The 19,487-nt window shown below is 60.1% G+C and carries 10 protein-coding genes and 2 rRNA genes (1 of these 12 cut by a window edge); 9 read left to right on the forward strand and 3 right to left on the reverse strand.

The window, feature by feature from the left end:
• The 6 genes from V476_RS14495 to V476_RS14520 all read left to right on the forward strand — a co-directional run.
• Window positions 1-1,840 (forward strand): 23S ribosomal RNA (locus tag V476_RS14495); it begins 1,056 nt to the left of the window's first position.
• Window positions 1,841-1,998: 158 nt separating this feature from the next.
• Window positions 1,999-2,114 (forward strand): 5S ribosomal RNA (rrf, locus tag V476_RS14500).
• A gap of 194 nt (window positions 2,115-2,308) precedes the next feature.
• Complete coding sequence (recC, locus tag V476_RS14505) at window positions 2,309-5,782, forward strand: exodeoxyribonuclease V subunit gamma (protein WP_024960224.1); 3,474 nt, start codon at window positions 2,309-2,311, stop codon at window positions 5,780-5,782.
• Window positions 5,779-9,471, forward strand: coding sequence for an exodeoxyribonuclease V subunit beta (recB, locus tag V476_RS14510; protein WP_024960223.1), 3,693 nt, complete (start codon window positions 5,779-5,781; stop codon window positions 9,469-9,471). The genes recC and recB overlap by 4 nt, the downstream gene beginning before the upstream one ends.
• Entirely contained in the window at window positions 9,468-11,561 is a 2,094-nt protein-coding gene (gene recD, locus V476_RS14515) for an exodeoxyribonuclease V subunit alpha (RefSeq protein ID WP_024960222.1), read from the forward strand. The genes recB and recD overlap by 4 nt, the downstream gene beginning before the upstream one ends.
• A gap of 107 nt (window positions 11,562-11,668) precedes the next feature.
• Window positions 11,669-12,073: an NUDIX hydrolase gene (locus tag V476_RS14520; protein ID WP_024662474.1), complete on the forward strand. Its 405-nt coding sequence runs from the start codon at window positions 11,669-11,671 to the stop codon at window positions 12,071-12,073.
• 100 nt (window positions 12,074-12,173) lie between these two features.
• Here the strand turns inward: V476_RS14520 and V476_RS14525 are convergent, their stop codons facing one another.
• The 3 genes from V476_RS14525 to V476_RS14535 all read right to left on the reverse strand — a co-directional run bounded on the left by V476_RS14525 (window position 12,174) and on the right by V476_RS14535 (window position 14,927).
• Window positions 12,174-12,593, reverse strand: a complete 420-nt coding sequence (locus tag V476_RS14525; protein ID WP_024960221.1) for a hypothetical protein — start codon at window positions 12,591-12,593, stop codon at window positions 12,174-12,176.
• Window positions 12,580-13,740 (reverse strand): polymorphic toxin type 44 domain-containing protein, encoded by a 1,161-nt coding sequence (locus V476_RS14530; protein ID WP_024960220.1) that lies wholly within the window; start codon window positions 13,738-13,740, stop codon window positions 12,580-12,582. Before V476_RS14530 ends, V476_RS14525 begins: the two co-directional genes overlap by 14 nt.
• Window positions 13,741-13,979: 239 nt before the next feature.
• Window positions 13,980-14,927 (reverse strand): LysR family transcriptional regulator, encoded by a 948-nt coding sequence (locus V476_RS14535; RefSeq protein ID WP_003403558.1) that lies wholly within the window; start codon window positions 14,925-14,927, stop codon window positions 13,980-13,982.
• A 158-nt stretch (window positions 14,928-15,085) separates the two neighbouring features.
• On the opposite strand from V476_RS14535, the gene V476_RS14540 reads away from it, so the two are divergent.
• The 3 genes from V476_RS14540 to ggt all read left to right on the forward strand — a co-directional run bounded on the left by V476_RS14540 (window position 15,086) and on the right by ggt (window position 19,466).
• Window positions 15,086-16,612, forward strand: a complete 1,527-nt coding sequence (locus V476_RS14540; protein ID WP_024960219.1) for a CoA-acylating methylmalonate-semialdehyde dehydrogenase — start codon at window positions 15,086-15,088, stop codon at window positions 16,610-16,612.
• Between the two features lie 33 nt (window positions 16,613-16,645).
• Window positions 16,646-17,533, forward strand: coding sequence for a 3-hydroxyisobutyrate dehydrogenase (mmsB, locus tag V476_RS14545; RefSeq protein WP_024960218.1), 888 nt, complete (start codon window positions 16,646-16,648; stop codon window positions 17,531-17,533).
• A 205-nt stretch (window positions 17,534-17,738) separates the two neighbouring features.
• Window positions 17,739-19,466, forward strand: coding sequence for a gamma-glutamyltransferase (gene ggt, locus V476_RS14550; protein ID WP_024960217.1), 1,728 nt, complete (start codon window positions 17,739-17,741; stop codon window positions 19,464-19,466).
• Window positions 19,467-19,487 lie beyond the last annotated feature (21 nt).

The raw sequence follows: 19,487 nt of genomic DNA on the forward strand, positions 1-19,487 counted from the left end.
CTTAGAAGCAGCCACCCTTTAAAGAAAGCGTAATAGCTCACTAGTCGAGTCGGCCTGCGCGGAAGATGTAACGGGGCTCAAACCATGCACCGAAGCTACGGGTATCATCTTTTGATGATGCGGTAGAGGAGCGTTCTGTAAGCCTGTGAAGGTGAGTTGAGAAGCTTGCTGGAGGTATCAGAAGTGCGAATGCTGACATGAGTAACGACAATGGGTGTGAAAAACACCCACGCCGAAAGACCAAGGTTTCCTGCGCAACGTTAATCGACGCAGGGTTAGTCGGTCCCTAAGGCGAGGCTGAAAAGCGTAGTCGATGGAAAACAGGTTAATATTCCTGTACTTCTGGTTATTGCGATGGAGGGACGGAGAAGGCTAGGCCAGCCTGGCGTTGGTAGTCCAGGTTTAAGGTGGTAGGCTGAGATCTTAGGTAAATCCGGGATCTTAAGGCCGAGAGCTGATGACGAGTGTTCTTTTAGAACATGAAGTGGTTGATGCCATGCTTCCAAGAAAAGCTTCTAAGCTTCAGGTAACCAGGAACCGTACCCCAAACCGACACAGGTGGTTGGGTAGAGAATACCAAGGCGCTTGAGAGAACTCGGGTGAAGGAACTAGGCAAAATGGCACCGTAACTTCGGGAGAAGGTGCGCCGGTGGAGGTGAAGCATTTACTGCGTAAGCCCCTGCCGGTCGAAGATACCAGGCCGCTGCGACTGTTTATTAAAAACACAGCACTCTGCAAACACGAAAGTGGACGTATAGGGTGTGACGCCTGCCCGGTGCCGGAAGGTTAATTGATGGGGTTAGCGCAAGCGAAGCTCTTGATCGAAGCCCCGGTAAACGGCGGCCGTAACTATAACGGTCCTAAGGTAGCGAAATTCCTTGTCGGGTAAGTTCCGACCTGCACGAATGGCGTAACGATGGCGGCGCTGTCTCCACCCGAGACTCAGTGAAATTGAAATCGCTGTGAAGATGCAGTGTATCCGCGGCTAGACGGAAAGACCCCGTGAACCTTTACTATAGCTTTGCACTGGACTTTGAATTTGCTTGTGTAGGATAGGTGGGAGGCTTTGAAGCGTGGACGCCAGTTTGCGTGGAGCCAACCTTGAAATACCACCCTGGCAACTTTGAGGTTCTAACTCAGGTCCGTTATCCGGATCGAGGACAGTGTATGGTGGGTAGTTTGACTGGGGCGGTCTCCTCCTAAAGAGTAACGGAGGAGTACGAAGGTGCGCTCAGACCGGTCGGAAATCGGTCGTAGAGTATAAAGGCAAAAGCGCGCTTGACTGCGAGACAGACACGTCGAGCAGGTACGAAAGTAGGTCTTAGTGATCCGGTGGTTCTGTATGGAAGGGCCATCGCTCAACGGATAAAAGGTACTCCGGGGATAACAGGCTGATACCGCCCAAGAGTTCATATCGACGGCGGTGTTTGGCACCTCGATGTCGGCTCATCACATCCTGGGGCTGAAGCCGGTCCCAAGGGTATGGCTGTTCGCCATTTAAAGTGGTACGCGAGCTGGGTTTAGAACGTCGTGAGACAGTTCGGTCCCTATCTGCCGTGGACGTTTGAGATTTGAGAGGGGCTGCTCCTAGTACGAGAGGACCGGAGTGGACGAACCTCTGGTGTTCCGGTTGTCACGCCAGTGGCATTGCCGGGTAGCTATGTTCGGAAAAGATAACCGCTGAAAGCATCTAAGCGGGAAACTTGCCTCAAGATGAGATCTCACTGGAACCTTGAGTTCCCTAAAGGGCCGTCGAAGACTACGACGTTGATAGGTTGGGTGTGTAAGCGCTGTGAGGCGTTGAGCTAACCAATACTAATTGCCCGTGAGGCTTGACCATATAACACCCAAGCAATTTGCGTCGAACGACCAGATTGCGGTGACTGTGAAGATGACACGAACCGAAAGTTTGCGTCACGAATGACACCTGAACCAGCTTGCTATCACATACCCGATTTGCTGAAGCGCGCCGCAGGGCACGATTCGGTACCCGAATTTCTTGACGACCATAGAGCATTGGAACCACCTGATCCCATCCCGAACTCAGTAGTGAAACGATGTATCGCCGATGGTAGTGTGGGGTTTCCCCATGTGAGAGTAGGTCATCGTCAAGATTAAATTCCAGAAACCCTCATCGCTTACGCGTTGAGGGTTTTTTTTTGTCTGGGGTTCCAGAAACCTCTGCATCCTCCTGAGCTCATAACTCTACCTCTCCGGCAGTCATCCAGACCCACGTGCTTATGGCAATCCGGCGCGCTTGCCCTTATGGTTCGGCATCAGGTTCCACGCACCCGTCAAGGAAGCAAGCATGTCCGTTACAACCTCTCTGAGTGCAGGCTTCATGGTGGTTCAAGGCAACCGCCCGGATGAACTGCGCAGTCTGGTTGTGTCCTGGATGCGGCGATATCCATTGGCGCCCCTGGAAAACGAGATTGCTCTGGTGCAGAGCAACGGCATTGCGCAATGGCTGAAGCTGGCCTTGGCCGAAGATGCTCAGGATGAAGATAACGGTGGCTGTGGTATCGCTGCCGCCATCGACGTCCAGTTGCCCGGCAGTTTCATGTGGACCCTGTATCGCATGGTGCTGGGGGCGGATGAGATCCCCCAGACGTCCTTGCTCGACAAGACCCCTTTGACCTGGCGCTTGATGCGCTTGCTGCCGTCGCTGATCAATCAGCCACACTTCGAGCCCCTGCAGCGCTTCCTGACCGACGACACGGATCTGCGCAAGCGCTATCAACTGTCCGAGCGCCTGTCCGATCTGTTCGACCAATATCAGGTTTACCGCGCTGACTGGCTGGAAGACTGGGCCGCTGGCCGTCATCAATTGCGCGACGTACGAGGTCAGTCCAGACCATTGTCAGCTGCCAATTGCTGGCAAGCCGAACTGTGGCGCGCGCTGCTTGACGACGTCGGGGCTGAAGGGATGTCGCAGAGCCGCGCGGGGGGGCATCAGCGTTTTATCGAGCGCATCGGCAACATGACCGAAGCGCCACCGGGCTTACCGGCACGCGTCATCGTTTTCGGCATTTCGTCACTGCCGGCACAAGCGCTTGAGGCGTTGGCAGGGCTGGCCAGGTTCAGTCAGGTTCTGCTCTGTGTCCACAATCCGTGCCGTCACCACTGGACCGATATCGTCGCCGACAAGGACCTGCTGCGTCACCAGTACAAACGCCAGGCGCGCAAGAGCGGAATGCCGATGGTCCTCGACCCGCAAGCGCTGCATCAGCATGCTCACCCTTTGCTCGCGGCCTGGGGCAAGCAGGGACGTGATTACATCAACCTGCTGGACAGCCATGACGACCCACGCAGCTACCGTTCCTCGTTCAAGGACGAGCGCATTGATCTGTTCAGTGAAGCGCAGCCCACCACACTGCTGAACCAGTTGCAGGACGATATTCTCGAACTGCGTCCGCTGGATGAAACCCGCGAACTCTGGCCGGCAGTCGATCCTCTCGAGGATCGCTCGATCCGCTTCCATGTGGCCCACAGCGCGCAGCGCGAAGTGGAAGTGCTGCATGACCAGCTACTGGCGAGATTCAGCAAAGACCCTGGCCTGCGCCCGCGTGACGTGATTGTCATGGTCCCGGATATCGACAGCTATGCCCCACACATACGCGCGGTATTCGGGCAGATCGAGCGCGAAGATCGTCGCTTCATCCCCTTTACGCTGGCTGACCAGGGCCAGCGCGGCCGCGAGCCGTTGCTGATCGCTGTCGAGCACCTGCTCAAACTCCCGGACAGCCGTTTCCCGGTCAGCGAGATTCTTGATCTGCTGGACGTTCCAGCCTTGCGCGCACGCTTCAGGATTCAGGAGCGTGACCTGCCAACGCTGCATCGCTGGATAGAAGGCGCAGGCATTCGTTGGGGCCTTAATGCCCAGCAGCGTGCTGGTCTGGGGCTGCCGGATGCCCTTGAGCAGAACAGCTGGCATTTCGGCCTGCGTCGTATGTTGCTGGGTTACGCCGTGGGTGCCGGTGCGGCTTACGACGGCATCGAACCTTACGATGAGATCGGCGGGCTTGATGCGGCGTTGATCGGTCCGCTGGTCGCGTTGATTGACGCCCTTCAGGTTGCCCACACAGAGTTGTCGACACCCACCACTCCGGAAGCGTGGGGTGCCCGTCTGCAATCGCTGCTGCAGTTGTTCTTTCTTGCCGACAGCGAGCATGACGATTACCTGCTTGCCCAGTTGGAAACACTGCGCGAGAACTGGCTGGAAACCTGTGCAACGGTAAGGCTGACCGATGAGCTGCCGCTGACCGTTGTGCGTGAGGCCTGGCTGGCCGGGCTCGATCAAGGGCGCCTGTCCCAGCGTTTTCTCGCGGGCTCGGTCAACTTCTGCACGCTGATGCCCATGCGCGCCATTCCGTTCAAAGTGGTCTGCCTGTTGGGCATGAACGACGGCGATTACCCGCGCGCGCAACCGCCGCTGGATTTCGACCTGATGGGCAGCGATTACCGCCCCGGCGACCGTTCCCGGCGTGAAGACGATCGTTACCTGTTGCTGGAAGCCTTGCTCTCGGCCAGGGACCAGCTGTATGTCAGTTGGGTTGGCCACAGCATTCGTGACAACAGTGAGCGTCCTGCTTCGGTACTCATCGGACAGTTGCGCGATCACCTCGCCAGCGGCTGGAAGCTGGCCGGCGAGACCGACCCGGACGTTAAACAGGATGATGAGCGCTTGCTGAAGGCCCTGACTGTGAATCACCCATTGCAACCCTTCAGTGCCAATTACTTCCACGCCGGCACGGGGTATTTCAGCTTCGCCCGCGAATGGCGCCTGCTACATGAAACCGACCTTCAGGTGCCCGTGCCTCAAGCACTGCCCGCTCATGAACAGGACGAACCGCTGTCCATTGCGCAGCTACAGGATTTCCTGAGAAACCCGGTAAAGCACTTTTTCAGCCAGCGCCTGAAGATTTATTTCGAAGTCGCTGAAGCGCCGCTCGCCGACGAAGAACCGTTCGTTCTCGATGCCCTTGAGCGCTATGGCCTGAGTGAAAGCCTGCTTGGCGCTGGCATGTCCTCTCCGGACAACATGGATGCTGCTCTGCAGACCCAAGCGCTGAAACTGCAAGCCAGTGGTCTGTTGCCGCTCGCAGGTTTCGGCACCTTGATGCAGAGCGAACTGATCGAGCCGCTGCCGGACGTACTCAGGCGCTACCACGATCTGTTGACCCTCTGGCCTGAGACCCTGAGCAGTGCTTTACCGATCAGCTTCAGCCATGCGGGTGTCAGCATCGACGGCTGGCTGGGCGGACTGCACCGTAATGCCAGTGGCGAGCTGTTGCTGGTCACCGCCATTCCCAACAGCATCGGCTCGAAAAAGACCCGCAAATGGCACCGGCTGATTCGGCCTTGGGTCAATCATCTGGTGGCGTGCGCCTGCGATCTGCCGTTGAGCACGGCACTGGTCGCCAGTGATGAAACCCTGATGCTGGAGCCGCTGGACAAGGCGAGTGCCGTCACCACGCTCAATCACTTGCTGACGGCCTGGCTGCACGGCATGCAAGAACCCCTTCCGGTCGCGGTCAAAACCGCCTTCGCCTGGTTGGGCCAGCCTGCCGACAAAGCCGAAGCGGCTGCCCGCAAAGCCTACGAAGGTGACGGACAGACCACCGATGGCGAGCGTCGCGAAAGCACGGCACTGGCCCGGCAGTTCCCGGACTTCGACGCGCTGATGGGCAGTGAAGAATTCGCAGGCTGGTGCGAGACGCTCTACAAACCGATTTACGATGCGCCCTGGCAGTCGTTGTCCGGCGGGGAGGGCGGCGCATGAGCGAGCAATCCCTTCCCCTCGCGCTGCGCTTTCCACTGCGCGGCAGTCAGCTGATCGAGGCCAGCGCCGGCACCGGCAAGACCTTCACCATCTCCGCCCTGTACTTGCGTCTGGTGCTTGGCCACGGCACCGAACAGTCCGGCTTTGGTCGCGAACTGCTGCCGCCGCAGATCCTTGTGGTGACCTTCACCGACGCCGCGACCAAAGAGTTGCGTGACAGAATTCGTACCCGGCTGGCGGAGGCTGCACGCTTCTTCCGTGACGAGATCGCCGCCCCCGATGGCCTGATTGCCGACCTCCGTGAACAGTTCGAAGCGTCGCTATGGCCAGCCTGCGCCAGCCGTCTGGACATCGCTGCTCAGTGGATGGACGAGGCCGCGGTCTCGACCATCCACAGTTGGTGCCAGCGCATGTTGCGCGAGCACGCCTTCGACAGCGGCAGCCTGTTCACCCAGACGCTGGAAACCGACCATAGCGATTTGCTCGGCGAAGTCCTGCGCGATTACTGGCGCCGCTTCTGCTACCCCATGAGCGGCGACGCACTGCTCTGGGTGCGGGAAAACCTCAGCGGTCCGGCGGCGTTGTTGCCGCGTGTGCGAGGTCTGTTCGGCCGCGAGCGCAGTCCACTCAGCCAGGAACCGGCCGAACTGATCGCGGCGTCATTGCAGGAGCGCCGGGCAGCGCTTGCCGCGCTGAAAGCGCCGTGGGCCGTTTGGTCCGACGAGTTGTATGCGCTGTGTCAGGACGCGGTCGCTCGCAAGGCAGTCGATGGCCGCAAAATGCAGGAGCGCTATTTCAAACCCTGGTTTGAAAAGCTTGCCGCCTGGGCCGCTGACGACACACAGGAAGCGCTGGATCTGGGCACCGGTTTCACTCGTCTGACCCCCGAAGGCATTGCCGAAGCCTGGAAGAGCGAGCCACCTGTGCACCCGGCCTTCGAGGCCATGGCGCAGCTGAAGGCAGCGCTCGACGGCTTGCCAAAACCCGATGCTGCCGTGTTGCAGCATGCGGCGCAGTGGGTCAGCGCGCGCTTTGAAGAAGAGAAGCGTCGCCGCGCCGAGATGGGCTTTGATGACATGCTGCTCAGGCTCGACGCTGCCTTGCATGGCGCTGGCGGCGAGCGTCTGGCCACCCTGATTCGCGAGCAGTTTCCGGTGGCGTTGATCGACGAATTCCAGGACACCGATCCGGTCCAGTACCGGATCTTCGACAGCATCTATCGTCTCGAGGCCAACGATGAGCAGACCGGGCTGTTCTTGATTGGCGACCCGAAACAGGCGATCTATGCGTTTCGCGGCGCCGATATCTACACCTACCTGCGTGCCCGCCAGGCGACCGATGGCCGTTGGCATACACTGGACACCAACTACCGCTCCAGTCATGCGATGGTCGAGTCGGTCAACCATGTCTTCACGCGGGCAGAGCAACGTGAGCACGGTCGCGGTGCGTTCCTGTTTCGTGATGAGCACGGCAATCAGGTGCCGTTCTCCGATGCGCTGGCCCAAGGCCGTAAAGAGACGCTGCACGTCGACGGTACACCCCTGACGGCGCTGACGGTCTGGCACCTGCAAAGTGACCAGCCGGTGTCCGGCGTGGTTTATCGTCAGCAGTTGGCAGCCAGTTGCGCGAGCGAGATCGTGCGTCTGCTCAATGCCGGTCAGCAGGGCAGTGCCGGTTTCGTCACGCCCGACAACACACTGCGCGGGCTGCGTCCGGCCGACATTGCGATTCTGGTCCGCGACGGCAAGGAAGCGCAGGCGGTGCGTCAGCAACTGACCGCGCGCGGCGTGCGCAGCGTGTACCTGTCCGACAAGGATTCGGTGTTCGCCGCTCAGGAAGCCCACGATATGTTGTCCTGGCTCAAGGCCTGTGCCGAGCCGGACTCCGAACGCACGCTGCGTGCCGCGCTGGCGTGTATCACGCTGGACCTGCCGCTGGCCGAGCTGGAACGCCTGAATCAGGACGAGCTGGCATGGGAGCGGCGCGTCATGCAGTTTCGTGGCTATCGCGCCATATGGCGCAGCCAGGGCGTGCTGCCGATGCTGCGCCGTCTGCTGCATGACTTTGCTCTGCCACAGACCTTGATGACCCGCAACGACGGCGAGCGAGTCCTCACCAACCTGCTGCACCTGTCTGAACTGCTGCAGCAGGCCGCCGCCGAACTGGATGGCGAGCAGGCGCTGATCCGTCATCTGGGCGACCACCTGGCACTCTCCGGTCAGGCCGGGGAAGAGCAGATCCTGCGTCTGGAAAGCGACGAGCAACTGGTCAAGGTGGTCACCATCCACAAGTCCAAGGGCCTGCAGTACCCGCTGGTGTTCCTGCCGTTCATTTGCTCCTCGAAACCGGTGGACGGCAGCCGCTTGCCTCTTCAGTTTCATGACGCCGACGGCAAGTCCCAGATCAGCCTGCAGCCTACCGAGGCGCTGATTCAGCAAGCCGATGATGAGCGTCTGGCCGAAGACCTGCGTTTGCTCTACGTCGCACTCACCCGATCGGAACATGCCTGCTGGCTGGGCGTCGCCGACCTCAAGCGTGGCAATGCCAACACCTCCATGCTGCACCGTTCCGCACTGGGTTACCTGCTGGGCGGTGGCGCAGTGCTGGCCGAGTCGGCGGAGTTGAACGTCTGGCTGCGTGATCTGGCCCAAGGGTGTGAGGCGATTGCCTTGCAGCCTGTTCCGGAGCCCACCGACGAGAGCTTCAGTGCGCCGCGCAACGAAGCGGCGCTGGTCAAGCTGCTGGTGCCCAAACGCCGCGCTGCCGAGAACTGGTGGATTGCGTCCTACAGTGCCCTGCGTATCGGCGACACGGTAACGGCCGGTGCCGATGAATCGCCTGACAGCCCGCAGGCACAGAAACTGTTCGACGACGAGCGTCTGGACCCCGAAGCCCCGCGCGACATCCTGACCACCGGCGGCGATATCCATCGTTTTCCGCGTGGTCCCAATCCCGGCACCTTTCTGCACGGGCTGCTCGAATGGGCTGGCAACGAAGGGTTTGCGATGACCGCGCACGCGCCGGAGAAACTGCAAGACGCCGTCGCCCGGCGCTGCAATCGACGCGGTTGGGCAGGCTGGATCAATACCCTGAGCGATTGGCTGCAACACATGCTGAACATGCCGTTGCGCTTGTCGCCTGATGCCGCACCGGTGGCCCTGGGCGAACTGGATCAGCCCAATCAGTACCGTGTGGAAATGGAATTCTGGTTCGCCAGCAATAACGTCAACGTCGCGCAGATGGACGCCCTCGTGCGCCGCTTCACCCACGACAACGCGCCGCGTGCTGCGACCGAGACGGTCTCGCTCAACGGCATGTTCAAGGGCTTTATCGACCTGACGTTCGAACATGAGGGCCGGTATTACGTGGCGGACTACAAGTCCAACTGGCTGGGCAGTGACGACAGTGCGTACACCCAGCTGGCGATGGAAACCGCCATTCTCGACAACCGCTACGACCTGCAATACGTCCTCTACCTGCTGGCTCTGCACCGTCAGCTCAAGACGCGGATGGCCGACTACGATTACGACCAGCACATGGGCGGCGCTCTGTACCTGTTTCTGCGCGGCAGTCGTTCGGCCTCTCAGGGAGCGTATTTCACCCGTCCGCCACGTGAGCTGATCGAGAGTCTGGACCTGCTGTTTCAGGGCAAACCGATAGCGCATGACCTGCCGGGAGCATTGGCATGAGCCGCTCGTTCGATGATCTGTTGCCTACCGCGCTGGACGATATCAGCCTCGCTGAGTTGAGCCCGCTGACGCGTGTCAGCGATCTGCTGATCCTGCTCGAACGTTGGGTCGAGCGCGGCTGGTTGCGTGCTCTGGACAAGGCGTTCGTCGCGTTCCTGAGTGATCTCGATCCGCAGGCCGATCCGTTGGTGCTGGTGGCTGCGGCGCTTACCAGCCATCAGCTCGGCCACGGTCACGTCTGCCTTGATCTGTACGAGACCCTCAAAGAACCGGACTTCGCCCTGTCACTGCCACCCGAAGGCGATCAGCAGAGCGCGCCGATGCTGCTGCCCTCACAACTGCTGGCAGCACTGGATGGCGCCGCCTGGTGCCAGGCGCTGGCAGACAGCATGCTGGTTGCCGAGGTGGGCGATTCAAGTGCCGAAGCGCGACAAAAACCACTGGTGCTGGCCGAGCGGCGTCTATACCTGCGTCGCTACTGGACTTACGAACGGCGTATCGCAGCAGCCTTGCGTCAGCGCCTGGCCCAGCGTGAAACGCCGCCGGAGGGTCTGCCGCAGCAGCTCGACGCGTTGTTCGGTCCGGCCGATCCCTCGCCACAAGCCGTCATCGACTGGCAGAAACTTGCCTGCGCGCTGGCGACCCGCAAGGGCTTCAGCATCATCACCGGCGGCCCCGGCACCGGCAAAACCACCACGGTGGTACGCCTGCTGGCCTTGTTGCAGGCCCCGGCGGTACAGAGTGGCCAACCGCTGCGCATCCGGCTCGCGGCGCCCACCGGCAAGGCGGCGGCACGTCTGACCGAGTCCATCAGTCAACAGGTGCAGAGCCTGGATGTCAGTGACGACGTACGACAGAAAATCCCCAGCGAGGTGACCACCGTCCACCGTCTGCTGGGCAGTCGGCCCGGTACCCGCCACTTCCGCCACCACGCGGGCAATTTGCTGCCGCTCGACGTGCTGGTGGTTGATGAAGCCTCCATGATCGACCTGGAAATGATGGCCAATCTGCTCGACGCACTGCCTGTGCATGCACGCATGGTTCTGCTGGGCGACAAGGACCAGCTGGCGTCCGTGGAGGCGGGGGCGGTACTCGGGGATTTGTGCCGCGACGCCGAAGAAGGTTTCTACAGCCCCGACACCCAGGCCTGGCTGGAAGCCGTCAGCGGCGAAGACCTCGGCAAGGGCGGTTTGCGCCAGGGCGATGCACAGCAGCATCCGTTGGCCCAGCAAGTGGTGATGCTGCGCCACTCGCGTCGCTTCGGCCAAGGCAGCGGCATCGGCCAGCTGGCCCGGCTGGTCAACCAACAACAGGACCAACAGGCCCGCGCGCTGCTCTCGGCGGGCAGTCATGACGACCTGTTCGCCCTGGCTCTCAAGGGCGAGCAGGACCTCAAGTTCGAACGCCTGGTGCTCGACGGTCTAGGCAGGGGCGAGCAAGATCCGCAGGGTTACCGGCATTACCTGAACGTACTCGCCGCCGAACGTCCCGCCGACGATTCGGCACTGGACGACGCGTGCTGGACGCGTTGGGCGCGCTCGGTACTCAGCGCCTTCGACGCCTTTCAACTGCTGTGTGCCGTACGCAAAGGCCCGTGGGGCGTCGAGGGTTTGAACCAGCGCATCACTCACGCGCTGTTCAGCGCGAAGCTGATCGAAAGCGAACAGCAATGGTATGAAGGTCGCCCGGTGCTGATGACCCACAACGACTATGGCCTCGGCCTGATGAACGGCGACATCGGCATCACCTTGCGCCTGCCCGAGCGCGACGGCGAGGGCAAACAGGTATTGCGCGTCGCCTTCCCCCGCAACGACGGCAGCGAAGGCGTACGCTTCGTCCTGCCCAGCCGCCTCAACGAGGTCGAAACCGTGTATGCCATGACCGTACACAAATCCCAGGGCTCGGAATTCGCCCACACCGCCCTGATCCTGCCCGAAGCGCTCAACCCGGTACTGACCAAGGAGCTCATCTACACCGGCATCACCCGCGCCAAGCACTGGTTCAGCCTCATCGAACCGCGCCAAGGCATCTTCGAAGAAGCCCTGCGCCGCAAGGTCAAACGCCTGAGTGGGCTGATGTTGGGGCTTTGATCATGTCCGGGCTGTCTGGCGATTTCCAGGTACGAAGTCGAGCGTCATAATCCCTAGGCTCTTCAATTGGGTTCAAGGGGCAACTGAAAAGGCCAAGGTGTAACTGCATGGCGGCGGATAAAGCGTGTGCTGTGGTTCTGCGGAACCGGGGAGTGTTGGAGATTCTGGCATTTGAGCATCCGTTGGCGGGCCTGCAATTGGTCAAGGGCAGTGTGGAACCAGGCGAGTCAAGTGGCGCGGCTGCTGTGCGGGAGTTAATGGAGGAGGCCGGGATTCAAGCGACAGCAAAGCGAAACCTGGGTGAGTGGCACTCCACCATAACGGGACATATCTGGGCATTTCATGAATGTGAGGTGGCTCAAGACCTTCCCGATAGCTGGGTGCATTTTGCAGAGGATGATGGAGGACACGATTTCAGATTCTTCTGGCATCCGCTGATGAGTGAGCCGTCTGACAGATGGCACCATATTTTCAAGGATGCCTTGAGCTTTCTCAGGGCGAGCCTTGCTTGAGTCTGGGTATGGGTCAGCTCTTCTTAAGGTACGAAAATCCGGGAGTGTCTTCGTTTGCTCATTGGCTGTGCCGAGTTTGACGTGGCGCGGGTCGCACGCCTCAGGGCTCGAAGGCGTCTGGTCGCCCCGGACACTGTTTCAGACGAGCAATGACCTCAGGCGCCGTTTTCGCCGTGTCGATCCTGCCGATATCATCAAGATAGATGTCTATCGTACTTCCCCATTTAGGCGTGATGTCGATGCACCGCTTGAAACCCTTATCGGTCCACCAATCGAACATCATGAAGAAGTCCCCATCAGGGAATATGTAGCTGAACTCAACGGCTGAGCCGCCGTGCCTGATATCGCCCCTGCGGATTCTGTCCTGAGTGTTCCACACGTATCGAAACTCCTCCTTGCTATTCGGAGAAAAATTGACCGCTACGACCGGCGAGGAAAAATACCAAAAAGCCACAGGAAGGATGCCGAGTAGAAGAAACATCCAGCGGCCATATCGGATCTTGGGTTTATGGACATGCATGTATTTGGATCCCTTTACCCCATGTCTGGGGCGGTACTGCAAGCACTTCGTCCATGATCATCTTGGCCGTGATGCCTCCGTTGGGATGTTGTTGATAGAGCTTCACCCCAATGCTAATAGATATTCGGTCGGGAGCATCATCCCACGCCCTCAGGCCATCGACATCACCGGAGCGGTTCGGACCGGGTAGCTCCCATTGAGCCTTAGGCTTCGTAAACACCTCATCAACCTTCCGTCCGGCGTCTGAAATTATCTGCTCGGCCCCGGCGCCATCCAATAGAGCGCTTTCGGAGAGACCCCCAGCCATGCCTATATATCCGTAATGGACGTTGGACCAGATGTCATAAAAATACTCGTACTTGCCTTGTTTGTGCCAAACACCACCAATTGTTCGACGGATGATCGGCTTGTGGTCCCACGGGCGATTCTGACCAACACGTTCTGCCCAGATAGCAAAAGCCTTTGCTTGCATACCCGCCGCCATGCTGTAGAAATCCGGGCTGGGACCAAGGCGCAAGTAAAATGGAAGCGTCTCATACTCCTTCATCTTTGCCGCCGCATCGAAGCTATTGAGGTCTCTCATCTGTCGAACTTCTGGACTATTGATGTTGGCGTTCATCTCTCCAGCGATATAAGTCGCCAGCTCTTCCATCCTGTCAGGGTGTTTGCAAACAACAGATTCCGCCCTTGGCTCAGGCTGCGCATCTGACTTCTTGCCAGCTGCCTCAAGGCCTACCAAAGCATTCGCCGCCAAGGCTTTCTCCGTGAGCTTCGGGTCAGCCAGCAAGGTCACCATCTTCTCGTCGTCCACGGACCCGTCTGGCCGGAAGGCCCCTAGCGCCATGAAGTTAATAAGGGTCGCGCCACCAGCGTCACCCATGACGAAGCCGCCACCAACATTGCCTGAGCCTGTGATGATTGTCCCGCCGTGACTGGTGGGGCTTCCGAGGTGGGCCATAGGACGGCCATTCACCAGAATAGAAGGAAAGCCTGTAGTGATAACCGCACCACACCCGCAGGTATCACCCACACGTGCCGCGCCCATTGCGTTGATGTTGACGTCACCGGACGCAGAAGCGATAGACGTTGTACCGTGCCCCGGTAATGGGCAGGCGTGCTTGTCGCCCAATCGGGCTGAAGAAATCATTGCATCCCGTCCCTGCGTTTTGATCCGTAGACAACCAGCGTTTAGTTGACGCGTGGGAGGCTACAGGAAGCGCAAAAAGCGGTATGTAGGGGAAATCTTGGTTTTGCGAAGGACCTTGAGAACCTGATCGAAGAGTCGGGGTTACCTCAATGGTTGCGAACCAGCATCCGTGTCACAAGCCGTCGGCCAACTCTGGTCTGCCCCGCTACGATACGGCCACCTGATTCCTTGAAAATCTGTCACTGAAGGAAGCGAATAGCGCGGTTTTCCCCCAACAAAAAACCCTTATTCAACTCCGTCACCTCCCGAATGTAATCCCACAGCAACGTGATCCGCTTCAACTTGCGCAGATCCTCCCGGCAATACATCCAGAATTGACGAGTAATGTTCACTTCCTCCCTCAGCACCGGCAGTAGCCGTGGGTCTTGAGCGGCGAGGAAGCATGGCAGGATGGCCAGTGCGCGGCCCTGCAGGGCGGCGGTGTATTGGGCGATGACGCTGGTGCTGCGCAGTTGTGCCTGGGCGTTGGGGAGCAGGTTGCTCATGTATAGCAGCTCGGAGCTGAACGCCAAGTCGTCGACGTAGCTGATGAAGACGTGCTCGCTCAAGTCCGCCTTGTGTTCGATGGGCGAGTGGTTGTCGAGGTAGGCCTGGGTCGCGTACAGACCCAGGCTGTAATCGCAGAGCTTGCAACACACGTAGGGGCCGTGTTCGGGGCGCTCCAGGGCGATGACGATATCCGCCTCGCGTTTCGACAGGCTGATGAAGTGCGGCAGCGGCAGGATGTCCAGCGAAATGCTCGGGTAGCTGTCGAGAAAGTGGCTCAGTTGCGGGGTGATGAAGAAGCTGCCGAAGCCTTCCGTGCAGCCCATACGCACGTGCCCGGATAACGCGACGCTGGACCCGGAAACCTGCTCGCAGGCCATGTGCAGTGTGCTTTCGATGGACTCGGCATAGCCCAGCAGGCGCTGACCTTCGGCGGTCATGATGAAGCCGTTGTTGCGCGATTTCTCGAACAGCAGCGTGCCCAGCGAGGTTTCCAGCGAGTTGATGCGCCGCGACACGGTGGTGTAGTCGACGCCCAGGCGGCGGGCCGCGCTGCTGACTTTTCGGGTGCGTGCCACCTCAAGGAAAAACTTCAGGTCATCCCAGTTCAACAGCCCCAGGGAGGTGATGTTTTTTTGCATGTTGACCCTGCTTTTATCTGCGTTCTTGTTAGAAGTTTGCACATCTATACTCCAAAGCACGCCCCCTGACCAATTCAAAAACAAGACTGCCGGGAGGCCACGATCATCCTTCTGCACAGGCTGTGGATGCGTGGTTTGCTGAAGGGAGAATCGCTGAAATGAATGCCTCACTGAACCACACGACGACCTCGATTGCTCGCGTGAAACTGCTGATCAACGGCGAGTGGACCGACTCGCAAAGCAGCGAATGGGTAGACATCGTCAACCCGGCCACTCAGGAAATCCTCGCCCAGGTGCCATTCGCCACGGCCAGTGAAGTGGACGCCGCCGTCGCAGCCGCTCACGCGGCCTATCGAACCTGGCGTGAAACCCCCATCGGTGTGCGTATGCGCATCATGCTCAAGCTGCAGGCGCTGATTCGCGAGCACTCCAAGCGTATCGCGGCGGTACTCAGTGCCGAGCAGGGCAAGACGCTGGCCGATGCCGAGGGCGATATCTTTCGGGGTCTGGAAGTGGTCGAGCACGCCTGTTCGATCGGCACGCTGCAAATGGGTGAGTTTGCCGAGAACGTCGCCAGTGGCGTTGACACCTATACCCTGCGCCAGCCGATCGGCGTGTGCGCCGGGATCACGCCGTTCAACTTCCCGGCGATGATTCCGCTGTGGATGTTTCCGATGGCGATCGCCTGCGGCAATACATTCGTGCTCAAGCCTTCTGAGCAGGATCCGCTGTCGACCCTGTTGCTGGTCGAGCTGGCGATCGAGGCGGGGGTGCCGCCCGGTGTGCTCAACGTGGTGCATGGTGGCAAGGAGGTGGTGGACGCGATCTGCACGCACAAGGACATCAAGGCTGTTTCCTTCGTCGGTTCAACGGCGGTCGGCACGCATGTCTACGATCTGGCCGGTCGGCATGGCAAGCGGGTGCAGGCAATGATGGGGGCGAAGAATCATGCCGTGGTGCTACCCGACGCTAACCGTGAGCAAACCCTGAACGCGCTGGTGGGCGCAGGTTTCGGTGCGGCGGGTCAGCGGTGCATGGCGACTTCTGTGGTGGTGCTGGTCGGCGCGTCTAGACAGTGGCTGCCCGACCTCAAGGCGCGGGCGCAGAAACTCAAGGTCAATGCCGGCCAGGAACCGGGCACCGACATCGGGCCGGTGATTTCACGACGGGCCAAACAACGCATTCTGGATCTGATCGAGAGTGGCGTGCGTGAAGGTGCGACGCTGGAACTGGATGGTCGTGAGGTTTCAGTGCCGGGTTACGAGGGCGGCAACTTCGTAGGGCCGACCTTGTTCTCGGGCGTCACCACCGACATGCAGATCTACACCCAGGAAATTTTCGGGCCGGTGCTGGTGGTGCTGGAAGTCGATACCCTCGATGAGGCTATCGCGCTGGTCAACGCCAACCCGTTCGGCAATGGCACCGGGCTGTTCACCCAGAGCGGTGCGGCGGCACGCAAGTTCCAAAGTGAGACCGATGTCGGGCAGGTCGGGATCAATATTCCGATTCCCGTGCCGGTGCCGTTTTTCAGTTTCACTGGCTCGCGGGGTTCCAAGCTGGGCGATCTGGGCCCGTACGGCAAACAGGTGGTGCAGTTCTACACTCAGACCAAGACCGTCACCAGTCGCTGGTTCGATGACGAGAGCGTCAACGATGGCGTGAACACCACGATCAATCTGCGCTGAGCGCTGGCGGTCAATTCGCCCGGGAGAACAACCATGAACATCGCATTTATCGGTCTGGGCAATATGGGCGCGCCCATGGCCCGCAACCTGATCAGAGCCGGTCACGCCTTGCAGGTGTTCGACCTGAACAAGAGCGTACTGGCTGAATTCGCCGAGCTGGGCGCACAGGTCCGCGACTCGCCCGCACAGGCGGCCCAGGGCACTGAACTGGTCATCACCATGCTGCCCGCTGCGGCGCATGTGCGCAGCGTTTACCTGAACGACGACGGCGTGCTGAAAGGCATCGCGTCCGGTGTCCCGGCAGTTGATTGCAGCACCATCGACCCGCAGACCATCCGCGACATTGCCGCTGTTGCTGCGCGGCAAGGTGTGGTGTTGGGCGATGCGCCGGTGTCGGGCGGCACCGGTGGTGCGCAGGCCGGAACCCTGACCTTCATGGTCGGAGGTACTGCCGGGCATTTCGCTGTGCTCAAACCGGTGCTGGAACAGATGGGCCGCAACATCGTGCATTGTGGTGACGTGGGCACCGGCCAGATCGCCAAGATCTGCAATAACATGCTGCTGGCGATTTCCATGATCGGCGTGGCCGAGTCCATGGCGCTGGGCAATGCACTGGGTATCGACACCGAAGTGCTGGCCGGCATTATCAATACTTCGACCGGTCGTTGCTGGAGTTCGGAGGCCTACAACCCGTGGCCCGGCATCGTCGAAACCGCGCCCGCGTCACGCGGTTACAGCGGCGGCTTTGGCGCCGAGCTGATGCTCAAGGACTTGGGCCTGGCAACCGAGGCCGCGCGCGCTGCGCATCAACCGGTTGTCCTCGGCGCAGTGGCGCAACAGCTTTACCAGGCCATGAGCCTGCGTGGCGATGGCGGCAAGGATTTCTCGGCGATCATCGAGGGGTATCGCCCGAAAGCCTAGGCGTCACCCGTGTCGGGAATCAGTGGGGCGTTGATGTGTATCCGGTTTTTACATTAGGAAAACGCGGCAGAACCGGCTACTTTGGACCCCGTCAGATCAGCGCAGGGATGCTCGGTACGCTTCGATGAGAAGTGCCGCATCCTCGCCTGGAGGCTGGCGCTTCACTCATCAAACGTCCCTGACCCAGAAAAAGAAGAGATCGACCATGAAGTTCGAACCCCTCGCCAGATCGTTGATCGCGACGGCACTGATTGTCGCGTATTCCCCCACATTCGCCGCGTCACAAGCCCCGGTCGCTGCCGAAAACGGCATGGTCGTGACGGCTCAGCACCTGGCTACTCACGTGGGGGTCGATGTACTCAAGGCTGGCGGCAATGCGGTCGATGCGGCCGTAGCGGTTGGCTACGCACTGGCGGTGGTCTATCCCGCTGCGGGCAACCTCGGCGGTGGTGGGTTCATGACCATTCAACTGGCCGACGGGCGCAAGACCTTCCTCGACTTCCGTGAAAAGGCGCCGCTGGCCGCGACTGCCAACATGTATCTGGACAAGGACGGCAAGGTCATCCCTGACCTGAGTGCCAAGGGCCATCTGGCCGTCGGCGTGCCGGGCACTGTGTCCGGTATGGAAATGGCCCTGAGCAAGTACGGCACCCGCAAGCGTGAAGAGGTCATCGCCCCGGCGATCAAGCTTGCCGAGGACGGTTTTGTGCTGGGGCAGGGCGATGTCGACATGCTGTCGAGCGCCACGGATGTGTTCAAGGCGGACATGGCCGATTCCGGCTCGATCTTCCTCAACAAGGGCGAGCCGATGCAGGTCGGTCAGAAGCTGGTGCAGAAAGACCTGGCCAAGACCCTCAAGGAAGTGTCCGAGAAGGGCAGCGACGGTTTCTACAAGGGCTGGGTTGCCAAGGCGCTGGTCGACTCCAGTCAGGCTGGCAAGGGCATCATCACCCAGGCGGACCTCGACCATTACAAGACCCGCGAGCTGGCGCCGATCGAATGTGATTACCGTGGCTACCACGTGGTCTCGGCACCGCCTCCGAGCTCTGGCGGTGTGGTCATCTGCCAGATTCTGAACATCCTCGAAGGCTACCCGATGAAAGAGCTGGGCTTCCGCTCGGCGCAGGGCATGCATTATCAGATCGAGGCCATGCGTCACGCCTACGCGGACCGCAACAGCTACCTGGGCGACCCGGACTTCGTCAAGAATCCGGTCGAGCACCTGCTGGACGTCAAGTATGCCGCCAAGCTGCGCGCTGCCATCGAGCCGCAAAAGGCCGGTGACTCGAGCAAGATCAAACCCGGCGTCGCGCCCCATGAAGGCAGCAACACCACTCACTATTCGATTGTCGATAAATGGGGCAATGCGGTTTCGGTGACCTACACCTTGAACAACTGGTTCGGCGCGGGCGTCATGGCCAGCAAGACCGGCGTGATCCTCAACGACGAAATGGATGACTTCACCGTCAAGGTCGGCGTGCCCAACATGTACGGACTGGTGCAGGGCGAAGCCAACGCCATCGCGCCGGGCAAGACGCCGCTGTCGTCGATGAGCCCGACCATTGTCACCAAGGACGGCAAGGCAGTGATGGTCGTCGGCACGCCGGGCGGCAGCCGCATCATTACCGCCACGCTGCTGACCATGCTCAACGTCATTGACTACGGCATGAACATTCAGGAAGCGGTCGACGCGCCGCGTTTCCACCAGCAATGGCAGCCTGAAGAAACCAACATCGATACCTTCGCGGTCAGCCCTGACACGCTGAAGATTCTCGAGAGTTGGGGTCAAAAGTTCGCAGGTCCGCAGCCGCTCAATCATGTGGCGGCGATTCTGGTGGGCGCGCCTTCGCTGGGTGGCAAACCAGTCGGTAACAACCGCTTCTACGGCGCTAACGACCCGCGTCGCAACACCGGCTTGTCGCTCGGCTACTGAGTCACGCTGCTAATCACGCCA

The sequence above is a fragment of the Pseudomonas syringae KCTC 12500 genome (assembly GCF_000507185.2).
GTDB classification, from domain to species: Bacteria; Pseudomonadota; Gammaproteobacteria; order Pseudomonadales; family Pseudomonadaceae; genus Aquipseudomonas; species Aquipseudomonas syringae.

Bases quoted from the DNA above. Each gene is read 5' to 3' on its own strand.
- recC (WP_024960224.1), top strand. From the start codon at position 2,309: ATGTCCGTTACAACCTCTCTGAGTGCAGGCTTCATGGTGGTTCAAGGC.
- recB (WP_024960223.1), top strand. From the start codon at position 5,779: ATGAGCGAGCAATCCCTTCCCCTCGCGCTGCGCTTTCCACTGCGCGGC.
- recD (WP_024960222.1), top strand. From the start codon at position 9,468: ATGAGCCGCTCGTTCGATGATCTGTTGCCTACCGCGCTGGACGATATC.
- V476_RS14520 (WP_024662474.1), top strand. From the start codon at position 11,669: ATGGCGGCGGATAAAGCGTGTGCTGTGGTTCTGCGGAACCGGGGAGTG.
- V476_RS14525 (WP_024960221.1), bottom strand. From the start codon at position 12,593: ATGCATGTCCATAAACCCAAGATCCGATATGGCCGCTGGATGTTTCTT.
- V476_RS14530 (WP_024960220.1), bottom strand. From the start codon at position 13,740: ATGATTTCTTCAGCCCGATTGGGCGACAAGCACGCCTGCCCATTACCG.
- V476_RS14535 (WP_003403558.1), bottom strand. From the start codon at position 14,927: ATGCAAAAAAACATCACCTCCCTGGGGCTGTTGAACTGGGATGACCTG.
- V476_RS14540 (WP_024960219.1), top strand. From the start codon at position 15,086: ATGAATGCCTCACTGAACCACACGACGACCTCGATTGCTCGCGTGAAA.
- mmsB (WP_024960218.1), top strand. From the start codon at position 16,646: ATGAACATCGCATTTATCGGTCTGGGCAATATGGGCGCGCCCATGGCC.
- ggt (WP_024960217.1), top strand. From the start codon at position 17,739: ATGAAGTTCGAACCCCTCGCCAGATCGTTGATCGCGACGGCACTGATT.